Source organism: Streptomyces seoulensis, assembly GCF_004328625.1.
GTDB lineage: Bacteria > Actinomycetota > Actinomycetes > Streptomycetales > Streptomycetaceae > Streptomyces > Streptomyces seoulensis.
Window position 1 is genome coordinate 5,599,573 of record NZ_CP032229.1, and the last position, 15,111, is coordinate 5,614,683.

The following is a 15,111-nucleotide window of genomic DNA, read 5'->3' on the forward strand; positions in this document are numbered from 1 at the left end:
GTGACTCCTCCTCGCCGAGCTGCTGGAGGGGCCACTGTGCCGTACCCGGACCCCGGACGGTTGACGTCAAGCAAACTTGAGGTCCTACGTTGGACCCATGAGCATGGAAACCACCGCCTGGACGCAGCTGCACAGCGTGATGACCGCGCAGCAGCAGCGCCGGCCCCTCGCCCGCGCCACGCTGCGCCGCATCGCCGCCTTCGCCCGACCGCACCGCGCGGGCATCACCCGGTTCGTCGTGCTCGGCATCGTCACCGCCCTGCTCGCGGTCGCCACCCCGGTGCTCGCCGGACGCGTGGTCGACGCCATCGTGGCCGGCCACGACTCCGGCCGGGTGGTCCGGCTCTCGCTGCTCATCGCGGCGGTCGCGGTCGCCGAGGCCGGGCTCGGCATCCTGGTCCGGCGGCTGTCGGCGACGCTGGGGGAGGGGCTCATCCTCGACCTGCGCACGGCCGTCTTCGACCACGTCCAGCGGATGCCCGTCGCCTTCTTCACCCGCACCCGCACCGGCGCCCTGGTCAGCCGCCTCAACAACGACGTGATCGGCGCCCAGCGGGCCTTCGCCTCCACCCTGTCCGGCGTGGTCACCAACGTGGTCACCCTGGTGCTCACGCTCGCCGTCATGCTCGCCCTGTCCTGGCAGATCACCCTCCTCGCCCTGGTCCTGCTGCCGGTGTTCGTGCTGCCCGCCCGCCGGATGGGCAGCCGCATGGCCCGGATGCAGCGCGAGGCGGCCGAGCTGAACGCGGCCATGGGCACCCGGATGACGGAACGCTTCTCCGCGCCCGGCGCCACCCTCGTCAAGCTGTTCGGCCGCCCCGGTGAGGAGTCGGCCCAGTTCGCCGCCCGCGCCGGCCAGGTCCGCGACATCGGGGTACGCACCGCCACCGCCCAGTCGGTGTTCATCACCGCCCTCACCCTGGTCTCCGCCCTCGCGCTGGCCCTCGTCTACGGCCTCGGCGGCTGGTTCGCGCTGCGCGGCACCCTGGAGGCCGGCGCGGTCGTCTCCCTCTCCCTGCTGCTCACCCGGCTCTACGCCCCGCTCACCTCGCTCGCCGGGGCCCGGGTGGAGGTGATGAGCGCCCTGGTCAGCTTCGAGCGCGTCTTCGAGGTGCTGGACCTGGAGCCGCTCATCGCGGAGAAGCCGGACGCGGTCGCGGTGCCGGAGGGCCCGGTCGCCATCGAGTTCGACGACGTGCGCTTCGCCTACCCGGCCGCCGACAAGGTCTCCCTCGCCTCGCTGGAGGAGGTCGCCGCGCTCGACGTACGCGGCGGCGCCGAGGTGCTGCACGGCGTCTCCTTCCGCGCCGCCCCCGGCGAGACCGTCGCCCTGGTCGGCTCCTCCGGCGCCGGGAAGTCCACCATCGCCCAGCTCCTGCCCCGGCTGTACGACACCGACAGCGGCGCCGTACGGGTCGGCGGGATCGACGTACGGGACCTGAGCGCGACCTCCCTGCGGGCCACCGTCGGCATGGTCACCCAGGACGGCCACCTCTTCCACGACACCGTCCGCGCCAACCTGCTCCTCGCCCGCCCCGAGGCCGACGACGAAGCGCTGTGGGAAGCGCTCGGCCGGGCCCGGCTGGACGAGGTCGTACGGTCCCTGCCGGACGGGCTCGACACGGTCGTCGGCGAGCGCGGCTACCGGCTCTCCGGCGGCGAGCGCCAGCGCATGACCATCGCCCGGCTGCTCCTCGCCCGCCAGCGCGTCGTCATCCTCGACGAGGCCACCGCCCACCTCGACAACACCTCCGAGGCGGCCGTGCAGGAGGCCCTCGCCGAGGCGCTCCACGACCGCACCGCCGTGGTCATCGCCCACCGCCTCTCCACCGTCCGCGCCGCCGACCAGATCCTCGTCGTGGAGGCCGGCCGGATCGTCGAACGCGGCACCCACGACCAACTGCTCGCGGCCCGGGGCCGGTACGCCGAGCTGTACCGCACCCAGTTCGCCGGGAAGGACGGCGACACGGTTCCGGTGGCCTGAGCGGTCCCGGCGGATCGACCGCGTCACCGTGCTGGACGCCGCCCGCGCGAGGGCCCACCATTCCTCCCACGGACACGGGAGAGAGGGACCGGCGGGGATGAGCGGAACGCGGCGGACCGGCACGCAAGGCGGCCGCGGCGAGGGCCTGTTGCGGGTGCTCGCCGTGGACGACGAGGAACCCGCGCTCTCGGAGCTGCTGTATCTGCTCGACCAGGACCCCAGGGTCGGCAGCGTGCTGCCCGCGCTGGAGGCCACCGAGGCGCTGCGCACTCTCAGCCGGGCCGTCGAGGGCGGCGCGGACGCGGTCGACGTGGTCTTCCTCGACATCAACATGCCGGGCCTCAGCGGACTCGAACTGGCCCGGCTGCTGGGCGGGTTCGCCGCCCCGCCGCTCATCGTCTTCGTCACCGCGCACGAGGACTTCGCCGTCCGCGCCTTCGACCTCAAGGCCGTCGACTACCTCCTCAAGCCGCTGCGCGAGGAACGGTTCGCGGAGGCCGTGCGCCGGGTGGCCGAGCTGACCCACGCGGGACAGGGCCCCCGCGCCCAGCCCGCCGGGCCGCCCGGCGGGGGCCAGGTCCCGGTGGAACTGGGCGGGGTGACCCGGTTCGTGCCGGTCGCCGACATCGCCTACGCCGAGGCGCGCGGCGACTACGCCCGGCTGCACACCGGGCGCGGCAGCCACCTCGTCCGCGTTCCGCTGTCCACGCTGGAGGAGCAGTGGCGCACGCAGGGGTTCGTACGCATCCACCGCAGCCACCTGGTGGCGCTCGACCGGATCGAGGAACTGCGGCTCGACGGCGGCAACGTGACCGTGCGGGTCGGTGACCGCGTCCTTCCCGTCAGCCGTCGCAACGCCCGTGAACTGCGCGACCTGCTGGCCCGCCGGGCCACCGGCACCGCCGCACGCGCCCGCTGAGCCCGGCGCGCTGTGGCGACCCTGTGCCGAACGCGGCAGGACCCTGTCTCACCCCGGACGCGCTGCGTACACTCGCCGCAACAAGGTGATCACCGGGGTCTCGGGGGGTGCGTCATGGGTGCGCAACCCACCCCGCGCCGGGAGGTGGTCACCGGGGCTCCGGCCGGGCGCACACGGGCCGGGTACCCGGACTCCCTCGCTCATGACGACGTCGTGGTACGCAAGTTGATGCGGCGTCAGATGCGTGTCGGTCTCGTCGCGTGCTCCCTGCTCGCCCTGCCGCTGGGGCTGTTCCCCCTGCTGTTCCGGCTGTTGCCGGCCGGCGGGGTCGGTCAGGGCACCGTCTGGCTGCTGCTGGGTGTCGCGCCGTACCCCGTGCTGCTCGCCACCGGCGCCTGGTACGTCCGTCGTGCCGAGCGCAACGAGGGTGACGTGAGCGGGCGTTGAACCAGACGTACGGAATCGCCGGGGTGTCCGCCGTGGTGCTCGCCACGGCACTCGTCGGCGCGCTCGGCCTGCGGATCTCCCGGACCACCTCCGACTTCTACGTGGCCTCCCGCACGGTCGCGCCCCGGCTCAACGCCTTCGCGGTGAGCGGGGAGTACCTGTCCGCCGCCTCCTTCCTCGGCATCGCCGGGCTGCTGCTCGCCCAGGGCGTCGACATGCTCTGGTTCCCCATCGGCTACACCGCCGGGTTCCTCGTCCTGCTGGCCTTCGTCGCCGCCCCGCTGCGCCGGTCCGGCGCCTACACGTTGCCCGACTTCGCCGAGGCCCGGCTGGAGTCGCGTGCCGTGCGCCGGATCGCCGGGGTGCTCGTGGTGGGCGTCGGCTGGCTCTACCTGCTGCCCCAACTGCGGGGCGCCGGACTGACCTTGCGGCTGCTGACCGGCGCGCCCGGGTGGCTCGGCGGCCTGGTCGTCGCCGTCGTGGTGACCGCAGCCGTCGCCGCCGGGGGCATGCGCAGCATCACCTTCGTCCAGGCGTTCCAGTACTGGCTCAAGCTGACCGCGCTGCTGGTGCCCGTGGTGTTCCTGCTCGCCGCCTGGCACGCCGACCGCGCCCCGCTGCCCGTCTGGGACCAGCGGCCCGTGTTCCACCGGTCCACCGAGGTCCGCGTCGACCGCCCGATGACCGTCACCGTCGAGGAACCGGTACGGGTCACCGCCACCGGCAGCATCGACGGACACCCGCTGCGGGGCGCCGCGCTCACCCTCACCGAGGGCCGCCACCACATCGGCGCGCACACCGGCCTGCGCTTTCCGCCCGGTGCCCAAGTCCCGCTGCCCGAAAGGGAGACGGGCTCCGCCTCGCTCGCCCCGAGGCGCGGGGAACACGGGCTGTACGCCACCTACGGGCTGATCCTCGCCACCTTCCTCGGCACCATGGGCCTGCCGCACGTGGTCGTCCGCTTCTACACCAACCCCGACGGCCGCGCCGCCCGCCGCACCACCGTCATCGTGCTCGGCCTGCTCGGCGCGTTCTACCTGCTCATGCCGCTCTACGGCTCGCTGGCCCGGCTGTACGCGCCCGACCTGCTGCTCACCGGCGACACCGACGCCGCCGTACTCATGCTGCCCCAGCGGCTGATCGGCGGGGTCGGCGGCGACCTGCTCGGCGCGCTGGTCGCGGGCGGGGCCTGCGCGGCCTTCCTGTCCACCGCTTCCGGGCTGACCATGTCCGTCGCCGGGGTGCTCGCGCAGGACGTGCTCCCGGCGCTGGGCCTGCGGCACTTCCGGCTCGCCGTGGTCCCCGCCATCGCCGTGCCCACCGCCGCCGGGACGGTGGTCGGCGGGCTGCCGGTGGCCGACGCGGTCGGGCTGGCGTTCGCCGTCTCCGCCTCCTCCTTCTGCCCCCTGCTCGTCCTCGGCATCTGGTGGCGCGGCCTCACCCCGCCCGGCGCCGTCGCCGGGCTCCTCCTCGGCGGCGGCTCGGCCCTGACCGCCGTCACCACGACCATCACCGGCGGCGCCTCTTCCGGCTGGACGCACACCTTGCTGGCCTGGCCCGCCGTCTGGTCGGTCCCGGTCGGCTTCACGGCGATGATCCTGGTCTCCCTCGCCACCCGACACCGGGTCCCGGCCGGAACGGCGGCCACGATGGCACGGCTGCATCTGCCGGAGGGACGGGTGTGAGGTGGGGAGAGTGCCGGGAGACGGCTGTGGCGTCGCCGGGCGGCAGTGTGCCCGGCGGTCTCGCGGCGCGGGCCGGGTGCGCGCGGCGGTCGTCCGGCAGCGTGGCGCGGCCGCGTCCGTCCGGAGGGTGGGTGTGAGATGGCGGATCTGAGTGTGCTCGGGGTGTTGCTGCTGGCTGTCGCGGGGCTCGCGTTGTTCGTGCTGGGGGCCGCGCTGGGGCATGTCGCGCTGCGGCGGCAGCAGGCCAACCCGGCGGGCCCGGGTACGCCGGTCGAGCAGGCCACCTTCCACACCCTGCACACCGCCTCGCTGGCCGCGCCCCCGCTGCGGGCCGGCCTCACCCCGGACACCGCGCGGAAGGCGGCCCGGCGGCTGCGGCCGCTGCTCGGGGCCGGGGCGCTCGCGCTCGCCGACGAGGAGACCGTGCTCGCGTGGGACGGGGCCGGGGAGCATCACCGCGCCGAGGTCGCCGAGCGGCTGGCCGCCGTGGTGCGGGAGGGGCGCACCCAGCGCGTGGAACTGGACTGCGCGCACGATGACTGCCCCGTACGGCAGGGCGTGCTCGCGCCGTTGACCGTGGACGGGCGGGTCGCCGGGGTGCTCGCCGCCTTCGGGGACGGGGAGTCCGGGGGGCTGCGCCGGGCCGCCGAGGAGGTCGCCCGCTGGGTCTCCGTACAGCTCGAACTCGTCGATCTGGACCGGGCCCGCTCCAGCGTGATCGAGGCCGAGATCCGCGCCCTGCGCGCCCAGATCTCCCCCCACTTCATCTACAACTCCCTGGCGAGCATCGCCTCGTTCGTGCGTACCGACCCCGAGCGGGCCCGTGAACTCCTGCTGGAGTTCGCGGACTTCACCCGCTACTCGTTCCGCAGAGGCGGCGACTTCACCACGCTCGCCGAGGAGTTGCGCTCCATCGAGCAGTACCTCGAACTCGCCCGCGCCCGCTTCGGCCGCCGTCTCGCGGTCACCCTGCGGATCGCGCCCGAGGTGCTGCCGGTGACCCTGCCGTTCCTGTGCCTGCAACCGCTCGTGGAGAACGCGCTCAAGCACGGCCTGGAGGAGTCCGCCGAGCGCGGCCGGATCACGATCATCGCGGAGGACGAGGGCACCGAGGCCCGCGTGATCATCGAGGACGACGGCGTCGGCATGGAACCGGACCGCCTGCGCGCCCTGCTGCGCGGCACCGCGGGCCCGGACACCGGCATCGGCCTGAGCAACGTCGACCGCAGGCTGCGCCAGGTGTACGGAGACCCGTACGGTCTGGTCATCGAGACCGGCGTGGGTGCCGGCACGAAGATCACCGTACGGGTCCCGAAGTTCCGCCCCGGCTCGCGCCAGGGGTGACCAGGGCTGAGCGGTCAGGTCCAGCGGCCGTTGGACTGCTTGCGCTCCTGCTGCTGGCGCTGGTGGTGCTGCTGGTCCTTCGCCTGGCGGGCCGCCGCCTCGGGGATCTGGGTGTGGTAGTAGAGCAACTTGCCCTGTCCTCGCGCGCCCAGACCGTGATGCCCCTTCACCGGAGAGTTCTTGCGCATGACTCCGCTCCTTGCTCACGCGTACGACGGCGCCCGTTTCGTTATGGTTCATGGTATTCCCGCTCCGCCATTCGGGCGACCGGGCCGGCCCCTGTTTCGAGGTGCGGGGGCGGGGGCGCGGTGCGACGCTGACTTGGTGCATACCTCTGAGCTGACTCCTGAGATCCGTGCCGCTCTGAGCGAGCCGAGGCCGTACCCCGCCATCACCCTGGTGATGCCGACCGACCCGGACTTCCCCTTCAGCGAGAAGGACCGCATCCTGCTCCGCGACCTCGTCACCGAGGCCAAGCGCCGCCTCGCGGACGACCCGGACGTCTCGCGGGAGACCCGGCTGGAGCTGCGGGACCACATGCTGGACACCACGGTGATCGAGCAGGTGGCCGACCCCTTCCACCCGGACGACGCGATGGTGGTCTACGTGGCCGCCGACGAGCCGGTCCAGGTCTGGCAGATGACGTCCCTCGCGCCGGTACGTCCGCGCGTGGAGTTCGCCGACCAGTTCCTGACGCGGTATCTGGAGGCCGCCGAGCAGCGGTCCCGGCCGTTCCTGGTGCTCGTGCTCGACCAGGAGATGTGCCGCCTCTACCACGGCTCGGTGAAGCGCCTGGACGAGGTCGAGCACCACGGCTTCCCGTGCGCCCCGGAGATCCCGTCGCCGGAGGACGCGCTGCCCGGCGCGATCCCGCACTCCGCGCCGTACGAGGGGCACAAGGCGCGCGTCGAGCAGTATCTCCGCATGGTCGACAAGCGGCTCGGGGACGCGGTCGAGGAACACGACGGCGATCTGCCGCTGTTCGTCATCGGCGGCGACAAGATCCTCGCGGCGTTCAGGGCCGTCACCACGCACGGCGACATGGTCGCGGGCACGCTGCCGCTGACCGGGATGGACAAGGACCGGGCCAAGGACCTGATGAAGCGGCTGGAGCCGGTCCTCGCCGAGTTCCACGAGAAGCAGGTCGCGGAGGCCGTCGACGCGCTGGGCGAGGCGCGCGGTCTGGGCAAGTACGCGGGCGGCCCGCTGGAGGTCTGGACGGCCGTCGCGGACAAGCGGGTGGCGCGGCTGATCGTGGAGGAGGGGCTCGATCTCGCGGGCCGGATCACCGAGGACGGCCGGGTGCTGGAGCTGGTCGAGGTGCCCGAGCCGGTCACGCTGCCCGACCCCAGGCCGGACGTCGAGCCGCCGCCGCACACCATGGGCGTGGCCACCGACATCATCGAGCAGCTGGTCGACCGTGCCATCGACGCCGACTCGCAGATCCTGTTCGTCCCCGACGGCACCCTCGCCGAGGCCGGCGGAGTGGCGGCCCTGCTCAGGTACTGACCGCCTCCCGGTCGCGGGTGTCGAGCACGGTCGTACGGAACGAGGCGACCACCGGCCGCAGGTCGATCGCGTGCCAGGCCGCCCACAGCCGAACGGACATGTCCAGCCAGGGCAGTTCGCGAACCGTCACCCCCGCGACCGGGCCGCGCAGCATGCTCCGCTGGATCAGTGCCAGCCCGAGGCCGGAGGCGACGAGGCCGAGCGCGGTCAGCGGCTCGGACGCCTCCATCCGGATGTCGGGGGTGAACCCGGCGGCCGCGCAGGCGGCGATGAACTCGTCCCGCCAGGCCGGGCGTCTGCTGTTCTCCACCGCGATCCACGGCTGCTGCTCCAGGTCGGCCGGGGCCGGCTCGGCCGAGTCCGCGAGCGGGTGCCCGGTGGGTACCGCCAGCAGCAGCGGGTCGTCCAGCAGCAGCGCGGCCTTCAGGTCGGGGTCGTCCTCGGCGGGCGGTTCCGGGACCAGGGCGATGTCGAGGCTGCGCCGCCGCAGGCCCTCGAACTGCTCGGCGGCGGGGACGTTGTAGAGGGCGACGTGGATGCCGGGGCGTTCGTCGTGGAGTTCCCGCAGCGCGCGGGGGAGTACGCCGGTGTGCATGGCGTCGACCGTGTACCCGATGCACAGCCCGCCCTCCTCGCCCCGGCCGAGCCGGCGGCCCAGGTTCTCCAGCCGGTCGGCGTGCCGCAGCAGCGCCTTGGCCTCGGAGAGGAAGACGCGCCCGTCGGCGGTGAGCCGGATACGCTGCTGGCCGCGCTCGAACAGCGTCAGGCCGAGGTTCTTCTCCAGCTGGGCGATCTGGCGGCTGAGCGGGGACTGCGAGATGTGCAGGCGCTCGGCCGCGCGGCCCACGTGCTCCTCCTCGGCGACGACCACGAAGTAGCGGAGCTGGCGCAGATCCAGCATGTGAGACCTCCGGGGACTCAAGTATGTCCAAGCAAGTCTTGGACAGTCTCAAGGTTCGATCCTAACCTCGACAGGGCAAGCAACGCGGACCAGTGCAGAGCCCGCGAAACCCCGCAAAGGCAAGGATCACGCTCATATGGGTATCAAGCCCCTCCTCCCCGGTCCCCTGGGCTTCGGCACCGCCCCGCTCGGCAACATGTTCCGGGCCATCCCCGAGGAAGAGGCCGCCGCGACCGTCGCCGCCGCCTGGGACCAGGGCATCCGCTACTTCGACACCGCGCCCTTCTACGGCGCCGGCCTGTCGGAGATACGGCTCGGCGAGGCGCTCGCCGGGCGCCCGCGCGACGCGTACGTGCTCAGCACCAAGGTCGGCCGCGTCATCCACGACGACGTCGAGGACCCGGCCGCCCGCGAGCTGGGCGAGAAGGGCGGCCTCTTCGAGCACGGGCGCCCCAACCGGATGACCGACGACTACACCGCCGACGCCACCCTGCGCTCCGTCGAGGACAGCCTGAAGCGGCTGGGCACCGACCGGCTGGACATCGTCTGGGTGCACGACATCGCCCAGGACTTCCACGGCGACCAGTGGCTCGCCCGCTACGAGACCGCCCGCACCGGCGCCTTCCGGGTGCTCCAGAAGCTGCGCGACGAGGGCGTCATCAAGGCGTGGGGTCTCGGCGTCAACAAGGTCGAGCCGATCGAGCTGACCCTCGACCTCGACGAGCCGCGTCCGGACGCCTTCCTGCTGGCCGGCCGGTACACCCTGCTCGACCACGACCGCGCGCTCCAGCGGCTGCTGCCGGCCGCCGCCGAGCAGGGGGTCGACATGGTCGTCGGCGGTCCCTACAGCTCCGGTGTGCTCGCGGGCGGACGGCACTTCGAGTACCAGGAGGCCCCGCAGGCCATCCTCGACAAGGTCGACCGGATCAAGGCGCTGGCCGAGCGGCACGGCGTCTCCATCAAGGCGGCGGCCCTCCAGTTCGCCCTCGCCCACCCTGCCACCGCCGCCGTCGTCCCCGGTGCGACCCGGCCCAGCCGGATCGCCGAGGACGTGGCCGCGCTGCACGAGCAGGTTCCGGCCGCGTTCTGGGCCGACCTGCGCGCGGAGGGTCTGATCTCCCCCTTCGCCCCCGTCCCCACCGTCTGACCCCCCGCTGGGAGAAGCACATGGCTAGCACGAGCACCCACATCGACATCCCCCACAGCCCCGAGCAGGTCTGGCAGCTCATCGGCGGCTTCGGCTCCCTGCCCGACTGGCTCCCCTACATCCCGGGCAGCACCCTCGGCGAGGGCGGCCGCGTCCGCACCCTCACCAACGCCGGGGGCGAGACCATCGTGGAACGCCTCACCGCCTTCGACGAGGGCTCCCGCACCTACACGTACACCATCCTGAAGGCCCCCTTCCCGGTCACCGACTACCTCTCCACCCTCACCGTCCACCCCCTCCCGGCCCCGGGCACCGCCCGCGTCGAGTGGTCCGGCACCTTCACCCCGACCACCGCCACGGACGAGGAGGCCACCGCCCTCTTCCACGGCATCTACACCGAGGGCCTGGCAGCCCTGGAGCGCACCCTGGGGTAGTTTCCGGCCGCGCCGGCGAGTGATCCACCCGACTCGCACCGGCGCGGCCGCTGCCGTCCCTACGATGCCGCCATGCAGACCCCGGACTCGTACTGGAACACCAACGTCGCCCGCCACCCCGGCATCCTGCGCCAGGTGCCGCCGGGCTGCGGCGACGCGCTGGACGTCGGCTGCGGGGACGGGCTGCTGGCGCGCAAGCTCGCGGCCCGCGTGCCGCGTGTCACCGGTGTCGACTTGTCGCCGGAGATGATCGCCCGCGCCCGCGGCCTCTCCGGCGGGCGGCCCGGCCTGCGGTTCCTCCAGGGCGACTTCCTGACCGCCGGCCTCCCCGCCGAGGGGTACGACTTCATCTGCTCGGTGACCACCGTCCACCACATGGACTTCACCCGCGCCGTGCTCCGGATGCGCGAACTGCTGCGACCCGGCGGCACCTTGGTGATCGTGGGGCTCGCGCGGGAGCAGAGCGCCGGTGAGTGGGCCGCCTTCCTCGCGGCCGCTCCCGTCATGCGGGTCACCAAGGCCGTGCGCCGGGCCACCACGCCCGAGGGGATGCCGGTGGCCGACGCGGAGATGAGCTACGGGGAGGTGCGCCGGGCCGCGCGGGACATGCTGCCCGGGGTGCGGTACCGGCGGCATGTGCTGCGCCGGTACTCCCTCATATGGAGGAAACCCCTCACGCGCTCGTAGGCGGGCCCGGGGTGCGCTGGTTGTAGCGGCGGGAGGCCCGGTCGTTGAGGGTTCGGCCGGCTTTGGCGAGGGCCCGGCGCCAGGGGGTGCGCGGAGTACGGAGGGAGTGGCCCTGGCGCAGGGGGTGGGGGGCGTCGTCCCTCGGCGCGCGGGGGAGGGTGCGGGCGGCGAGGCCGGTGGCGCGGGTCGTCGCCGCCGGGGCCACGCCGTGGGCCACCGAGGCCAGCCGGGCCGCCGGAGTGAGGACCGCGCGGGTACGGCGGCGCTCCACCGCCTGGACGACCTTCTCCGCCGCGCGCTCCGCGTCCATGGACAGCACCGGCGTGCCCGAGAGGGTGGAGAACCAGGCGTACTCCTCCTCCGCCCGGCCGCCGAACTCCGCCTGGAGATGCGAGCCGGTGCGCATCAGCCCCGGATGGACCGTCGTCACGCTCACCGCGCTGCCCGCCGTCTCCGCCTGGAGCCCCTCGCCCAGCGCCCGTACCGCCGCCTTCGCGCAGGAGTAGGGGACGAGGTGCGGCGGGGAGACCAGCGCGCCGACCGAGCCGATCAGGCCGAGGCGGCCGCCGTACGGGCTGCGGCGCAGATGGGGGAGGGCGGCCAGGCAGGTGTACAGGGTGCCGTCGAAGATCGTCGCCATGGCGTCGTGGAAGGCGCGGCTGCCCGCCGTTTCGGCCGGGGCGACCTGGATGACCCCCGCGTTGGCGATCACCACGTCCAGACCGCCGCCCGCCGCCGCGGCCTCGTCGACCGCAGCCGTCACCGCGTTCTCGTCCCGTACGTCGCACACCACCGCGCGGACCGTACGGCCGGTGCGGCGGCGTATCCAGCCCATCGCCCGGCCCAATTCCCCGGAATCGCGCGCGAGGACCGTCACCTCGCATCCGCGACCCGCCAGCTGTCTGGCGATCAGCAGCCCGAGGCCCCGGGAACCCCCGGTGACCAGCGCGGACATCCCCTCGGACAGGGTGTCTTCGCCATGCGTCATGTCCTCACCTCTCGCTACCTCTCGCTGAAAAGCTCGCAGATGCGGCTTCGGGGGTGTCCTTCCGCGCTGTGGCGACGGGTGCGTGGTCCGGCAAGACTGAATGCATCCGTGCCTGGAAGCAGGTGGACCATGAGCAGCATCGACGTGTCGGTCGAGGTCCGAGTACCCGTCCGCACCGCGTACGACCAGTGGACCCAGTTCAAGAGCTTTCCCCGGATCATGAACGCCGTGAAGCGCGTGGACCAGGTCGGCCCCGCCATGACCCGGTGGAAGGTGAAGACGGGACTCCTCACCAAGGAGTTCATGGCCGAGATCGTGGAGCAGGAACCGGACTCGCACATCGCCTGGCGCAGCGTGGGGCGCCACCCCTGGCTGTGGGGCGAGGTGTCCTTCCGCGCGGCCGCCCCGGACCGCACCGTGATCACGGTGAACATGCACATCGAGCCGCACGGGCTCAGCGGCCGGCTGCCGGACTCGGCGAACCGGGCCCGCAAGCTCGTCCGCGAGTCGCTGGAGAACTTCAAGGAGTTCATCGAGGGCCTCGGCGACGCCAGCGGCGCCTGGCGGGGCTCGATCCACAACGGCCGGGTCTCGCCCTCCGAGCCGGACCCGCCCAGGAGCCGCGTCCCCAAGTGGCCCGTCGGCTGACCCCGGCCCGAGCCGCCACACCGGACGACCGAGCGGCCTGCCGCGTGCCGCAGGACAGAGCGAGAGGCATTTCCCATGAAGAAGGCGCCGAAGCACGAGCCGGACGAGCCGCTGACTGTCAGCCCGCCCAAGAAGTGGGCGGCGGGCGTCCCGGCGGTGACGCACGCCCTGGAGTACTCCCTCGACGAGGCGTCGCTGAAGACCACGGCGACGACACTGCTGACCATGAACCAGGTCGGCGGCATCGACTGTCCCGGCTGTGCCTGGGCCGACCCGGCACCGGGCCACCGGCACATGAACGAGTACTGCGAGAACGGTGCCAAGCACATCAACGACGAGGCCACCGGGCGCCGCATCACGCGCGAGTTCTTCCGCGCCCACCCCGTCTCCTGGCTCAACGAGCAGTCCGACCTCTGGCTCAACCAGCAGGGCCGCCTCACCGAGCCCATGATCAAACGGGCCGACTCGGACTACTACGAGCCGATCAGCTGGGCCGACGCCCTGGACCTGCTCGCCGACGAGCTGAAGGCCCTGGACACCCCGGACGAAGCCTGCTTCTACACCTCGGGCCGGGCCAGCAACGAGTCGGCGTTCGTGCTCCAGCTCTTCGCCCGCGCCTTCGGCACCAACAACCTGCCGGACTGCAGCAACCTGTGCCACGAGACCAGCGGCTTCGGCCTGCACGAGACGCTCGGCACCGGCAAGGGAACCGTCTCGCTGGACGACATCTACCAGTCCGACCTGATCTTCCTCGTCGGCCAGAACCCGGCCACGAACCACCCGCGTCAGCTGTCCGCGCTTGAGGAGTGCAAGGACAACGGCGGCAAGATCATCTCGGTGAACACGCTGCCCGAGGCCGGCCTGATGCGGTTCAAGAACCCGCAGCAGATCCGGGGCGTGATCGGCGACGGCGTCCAGATCTCCGACCAGTTCCTGCACATCCGCAGCGGCGGCGACCTGGCCCTCTTCCAGGGCCTGAACAAGCTGCTGCTGGAGGCCGAGGACGCCAACCCCGGCACGGTCCTCGACCACGACTTCATCGCCCGGCACACCTCCGGCTTCGAGGAGTTCGCCCGGCACGCCCGCAGCATCTCCTGGGACGACATCCTCACCGCCACCCAGCTCACCCGGGAGGAGATCGAGGAGGCCCACGACCACGTCATGCACGCGGGCCGCGTGATCGTCTGCTGGGCCATGGGCGTCACCCAGCAGCGCCAGGGCGTGCCGACCGTCCGCGAGATCGTCAACTTCCTCATGCTGCGCGGCAACCTGGGCCGGGTCGGCTGCGGCGCCAGCCCGGTGCGCGGGCACAGCAACGTCCAGGGCGACCGCACCATGGGCGTGTGGGAGCAGATGCCCGACGAGTTCCTGGACGCCCTGAAGTCCGAGTTCCGCTTCGACCCGCCCCGCCACCACGGCTACGACGCGGTGAAGGCCGTCAAGGCGATGGCCGAGGGCAAGGTCAAGGTGTTCCTGTCGCTGGCCGGCAACTTCGTCCGCGCCGCCCCCGACACCGAGATCACCGACGCGGCCATGCGGCGCTGCAAGGTCACCGCGCAGATCTCCACCAAGCTCAGCAAGGCGCACACCGTCACCGGCGAGACCGCGCTGATCCTGCCCTGCCTCGGCCGCACCGAGATCGACATCCAGGCGGGCGGCGTCCAGTTCGTCACCGTGGAGAACACCTCCAGCGAGGTGCACACCTCGTTCGGCAAGCTCCGCCCCGCCTCCCGGCTGCTGCTCAGCGAGGTCGCCATCCTGTGCCGGCTGGCCGAGCGCACCCTCGGGGACAACGCCGACGCCGACATCCCCTGGCTGGAGTTCGAGGCGGACTACGGCAACATCCGCGACCGGGTGGCCCAGATCATCCCGGGCTTCTACGACTTCAACCGGCGCGTGTCCCGGCCGGGCGGCATCAAGCTCCCCAACCCGGTCAACGAGGGCGTGTACGCCACCGCCACCGGCAAGGCCATGTTCACCGTCAACGACTGGGACATGTCCGCGGCGCCCCCCGGCCATCTGGTCCTGCAGAGCACGCGCTCGCACGACCAGTGGAACACCATCCCGTACACCAACAACGACCGCTACCGCGGTATCCACGGCCGCCGCAACATCATCATGATCAACCCCGAGGACATGGTCGATCTCGGGCTGGTCCGGGGGCAGTTCGTGGACATCGTCGGCGTCTGGCACGACGACGTCGACCGGCGGGTCAAGGGCTTCGAGGTCATCCCCTACCCCACCAGCCGGGGCTGCGCGGCCGCGTACTACCCGGAGGTGCAGCCGCTGGTGCCGCTCGACAGCGTCGCGGCGATCAGCAACCAGCCCACCTCCAAGGGGATCGTGGTCCGGCTCGAACCGGGCACCCCGCCTCCCGGCACCAAGCCGACCCACTGGCACGACTGACTCCCGCCGCTG

The 15,111-nt window shown here is 72.5% G+C and carries 14 protein-coding genes; 11 read left to right on the forward strand and 3 right to left on the reverse strand.

Translation table 11 applies throughout. From position 1 onward, the window contains the following. Positions 1 to 97 precede the first annotated feature (97 nt). From D0Z67_RS25770 to D0Z67_RS25790, 5 genes are all read left to right on the forward strand, one after another. A complete protein-coding gene (locus tag D0Z67_RS25770) occupies positions 98 to 1,984 on the forward strand; it encodes an ABC transporter ATP-binding protein (RefSeq protein WP_037775092.1) in 1,887 nt (628 codons plus the stop codon). A 145-nt stretch (positions 1,985 to 2,129) separates the two neighbouring features. Then, positions 2,130 to 2,903 carry a LytR/AlgR family response regulator transcription factor gene (locus D0Z67_RS25775; protein ID WP_031181374.1) on the forward strand — a complete coding sequence of 258 codons (774 nt, stop codon included), beginning with the start codon at positions 2,130 to 2,132 and terminating at the stop codon, positions 2,901 to 2,903. Positions 2,904 to 3,017: 114 nt separating this feature from the next. Then, entirely contained in the window at positions 3,018 to 3,350 is a 333-nt protein-coding gene (locus tag D0Z67_RS25780; protein WP_031181373.1) for a hypothetical protein, read from the forward strand. After that, entirely contained in the window at positions 3,347 to 5,035 is a 1,689-nt protein-coding gene (locus tag D0Z67_RS25785; protein ID WP_031181372.1) for a sodium/solute symporter, read from the forward strand. Before D0Z67_RS25780 ends, D0Z67_RS25785 begins: the two co-directional genes overlap by 4 nt. Positions 5,036 to 5,173: 138 nt before the next feature. Beyond that, positions 5,174 to 6,379, forward strand: coding sequence for a sensor histidine kinase (locus D0Z67_RS25790; RefSeq protein WP_078873321.1), 1,206 nt, complete (start codon positions 5,174 to 5,176; stop codon positions 6,377 to 6,379). Between the two features lie 14 nt (positions 6,380 to 6,393). Here the strand turns inward: D0Z67_RS25790 and D0Z67_RS29785 are convergent, their stop codons facing one another. Further along, positions 6,394 to 6,567, reverse strand: coding sequence for a hypothetical protein (locus D0Z67_RS29785; RefSeq protein ID WP_165507361.1), 174 nt, complete (start codon positions 6,565 to 6,567; stop codon positions 6,394 to 6,396). A gap of 136 nt (positions 6,568 to 6,703) precedes the next feature. On the opposite strand from D0Z67_RS29785, the gene D0Z67_RS25795 reads away from it, so the two are divergent. Then, entirely contained in the window at positions 6,704 to 7,888 is a 1,185-nt protein-coding gene (locus D0Z67_RS25795; RefSeq protein WP_031181370.1) for a baeRF3 domain-containing protein, read from the forward strand. Here D0Z67_RS25795 and D0Z67_RS25800 read toward each other — a convergent pair. Continuing rightward, positions 7,878 to 8,789: a LysR substrate-binding domain-containing protein gene (locus D0Z67_RS25800; RefSeq protein WP_031181369.1), complete on the reverse strand. Its 912-nt coding sequence runs from the start codon at positions 8,787 to 8,789 to the stop codon at positions 7,878 to 7,880. The genes D0Z67_RS25795 and D0Z67_RS25800 overlap by 11 nt on opposite strands. A 136-nt stretch (positions 8,790 to 8,925) precedes the next feature. On the opposite strand from D0Z67_RS25800, the gene D0Z67_RS25805 reads away from it, so the two are divergent. The 3 genes from D0Z67_RS25805 (at position 8,926) to D0Z67_RS25815 (ending at position 11,057) form a co-directional block, all read left to right on the forward strand. Beyond that, a complete protein-coding gene (locus tag D0Z67_RS25805; RefSeq protein ID WP_031181368.1) occupies positions 8,926 to 9,936 on the forward strand; it encodes an aldo/keto reductase in 1,011 nt (336 codons plus the stop codon). A 20-nt stretch (positions 9,937 to 9,956) separates the two neighbouring features. Beyond that, the gene (locus D0Z67_RS25810; protein WP_031181367.1) at positions 9,957 to 10,370 is read left to right on the forward strand and encodes an SRPBCC family protein; all 414 of its coding nucleotides are present in this window, start codon (positions 9,957 to 9,959) and stop codon (positions 10,368 to 10,370) included. Positions 10,371 to 10,442: 72 nt separating this feature from the next. Continuing rightward, positions 10,443 to 11,057 carry a class I SAM-dependent methyltransferase gene (locus D0Z67_RS25815; protein ID WP_031181366.1) on the forward strand — a complete coding sequence of 205 codons (615 nt, stop codon included), beginning with the start codon at positions 10,443 to 10,445 and terminating at the stop codon, positions 11,055 to 11,057. On the opposite strand, the gene D0Z67_RS25820 is transcribed toward D0Z67_RS25815, so the two are convergent. Then, positions 11,044 to 12,045, reverse strand: a complete 1,002-nt coding sequence (locus D0Z67_RS25820) for an SDR family NAD(P)-dependent oxidoreductase (protein WP_031181365.1) — start codon at positions 12,043 to 12,045, stop codon at positions 11,044 to 11,046. The genes D0Z67_RS25815 and D0Z67_RS25820 overlap by 14 nt on opposite strands. 129 nt (positions 12,046 to 12,174) lie before the next feature. Here D0Z67_RS25820 and D0Z67_RS25825 point away from each other — a divergent pair, with 129 nt between their 5' ends. Beyond that, entirely contained in the window at positions 12,175 to 12,693 is a 519-nt protein-coding gene (locus D0Z67_RS25825; RefSeq protein ID WP_031181364.1) for an SRPBCC family protein, read from the forward strand. A 75-nt stretch (positions 12,694 to 12,768) separates the two neighbouring features. Then, on the forward strand, positions 12,769 to 15,099 hold the full coding sequence (locus tag D0Z67_RS25830) for an FdhF/YdeP family oxidoreductase (protein ID WP_031181363.1): 2,331 nt from the start codon (positions 12,769 to 12,771) through the stop codon (positions 15,097 to 15,099). Positions 15,100 to 15,111 lie beyond the last annotated feature (12 nt).